Consider the following 1730-nt stretch of genomic DNA (forward strand, 5'->3'; position numbering starts at 1 on the left):
GGCTCAGCGCATCGTCAACGAACTGAAGGACAAGGCCGCCGATCGCCACGCCGCCGGCCTTGTCCTTCAGTTCGTTGACGATGCGCTGAGCCAGTTTCGGGCCGACCCCATTGGCGCGGGCGACCATCGCGGCGTCGGCGCGGGCGATGGCGGTCTGGACCTCGGCCGGCGACAGGATCGAGAGGATCGCGAGCGCGACCTTCGCCCCCACTCCCTGCACGCCGGTGAGCAGGCGGAACCAGTCGCGCTCCTCGGCGCTGGCAAAGCCCATCAGGCGGATCGAATCTTCGCTGACCAGCATTTCGGTGTGGACCGTGACGAACTCACCGATCGCGCCAAGTGCCGCCAGCGTCCGCGCCGACGCGCCGACCAGATAGCCCACGCCATTCACGTCGATCACCGCATGGTCGATGCCGGTTGCTGCGAGATGGCCATTGAGATGCGCGATCATGACCGGGACATAAGCGGAACGACCGCCACGAGGGAAGCGATAATCAGCGCGCCAGTGCCCGCGCGCTCGCCAGATGATGCGCATGGCAGATCGCGACCGCGAGCGCGTCGGCCGCGTCAGCGCCGGCGATCTTCGTTCCGGGCAGCAGGCGGGCGATCATTGCGTGGACCTGCGCTTTCTCGGCGGTGCCGGTACCGACCACTGCCTTCTTGACCAGGCGCGGTGCATATTCGCCGACATCGAGGCCCGCGCGCGCGACCGCGGCGATGGCGACGCCGCGGGCATGGGCGAGTTTCAGCGTCGATTGCGGGTTGGAGTTGACGAACACCTCCTCCACCGCCGCGCCATCCGGGGCGTGATCGGCGACCAGCGCCGCGAGCATCGCGTCGAGATGCGCCAGCCTTTGGGGCAGCGCCGCCTTCGCATCGGTCTTGAGCTGGCCATTGGCGACATGGCTGAGGCGATTGCCGTCGGCGCGGATCAGGCCCCAGCCGGTGGTCCCGAGCCCGGGGTCGAGGCCGAGGATCAGGCGCTGGCTCGTCATCGTCCAACCCGGAAGAACCGGCTGCGTAACGGTTTTCGACTGGTTGCCTGACCTCTAACCATCACCGCGCCCTAAAAGACAAAAGGACGGTGCGCCAGCCTGTCCCGGCAGCGTGAAGCGGCCGCCCATCGTTCCGGAGTCAAGAAAGCGGGTTTCGCCGTGTCCAATCTCGATCAGTTTTTCGCCGAACATCGCCGGTTGCGGGAATGCACTGCAGAGATGGCGGCGATCGCCCGGCGGCTGGACCCGCCCTGCCTGACCGAGCTGAACGAGGCGCGTTGGCGGTTCAGCCGGAGCTTGCTGCGGACGCTGACGCTGAAAGACCGGATGATCTATCCGCGCCTGCGGCTGCACGCCGATCCGGCGGCGCGCGCGGTGGCGGAGCGCTTCTGTCAGTCGACGGCGGCGGATTATGCCAAGTTTGCGGCGCACACGCGCCAGTTCCCGCCCGAAGCGGTGGTGCGCGACTGGCGTGCCTATGCGGTCGCGGTGCGGCTGCGCAGCGCGGAGGTGGCCGACCGGCTGGATCGCGAGGAGCGCGAATTGTTCCCGTTGCTGGAGGATGCGCCGCGCCTGGCATCGGTGCCGTTTTCGCAGGGGACGAACTGGGCCGCCGACGCCTGGCGCATCCGCGCGATGCTTGGGATGGATGGGGCGGACGAGCGGGCGGCGTGAACACTGATCCTCCCCCGCCAGGGGGAGGTGGCGCCGAAGGCGACGGAGGGGGAGGACGGC

At 68.4% G+C, this 1730-nt stretch carries 3 protein-coding genes; 1 reads left to right on the top strand and 2 read right to left on the bottom strand.

What is annotated here, in order from left to right; genetic code table 11:
• Together ruvA and ruvC are read right to left on the bottom strand one after the other, a co-directional pair.
• On the bottom strand, positions 1-451 hold a 451-nt coding region (gene ruvA / locus AX681_RS07055; RefSeq protein ID WP_066681991.1), incomplete at its 3' end, for a Holliday junction branch migration protein RuvA.
• 43 nt (positions 452-494) lie between these two features.
• The gene (gene ruvC / locus AX681_RS07060) at positions 495-995 is read right to left on the bottom strand and encodes a crossover junction endodeoxyribonuclease RuvC (RefSeq protein ID WP_066656657.1); all 501 of its coding nucleotides are present in this window, start codon (positions 993-995) and stop codon (positions 495-497) included.
• A 159-nt stretch (positions 996-1154) separates the two neighbouring features.
• Here ruvC and AX681_RS07065 point away from each other — a divergent pair, with 159 nt between their 5' ends.
• A complete protein-coding gene (locus AX681_RS07065) occupies positions 1155-1670 on the top strand; it encodes a hemerythrin domain-containing protein (protein WP_066656658.1) in 516 nt (171 codons plus the stop codon).
• Positions 1671-1730 lie beyond the last annotated feature (60 nt).

It is taken from the genome of Sphingomonas sp. CCH9-E2 (assembly GCF_001557215.1).
Taxonomy (GTDB): Bacteria; Pseudomonadota; Alphaproteobacteria; order Sphingomonadales; family Sphingomonadaceae; genus Sphingomonas.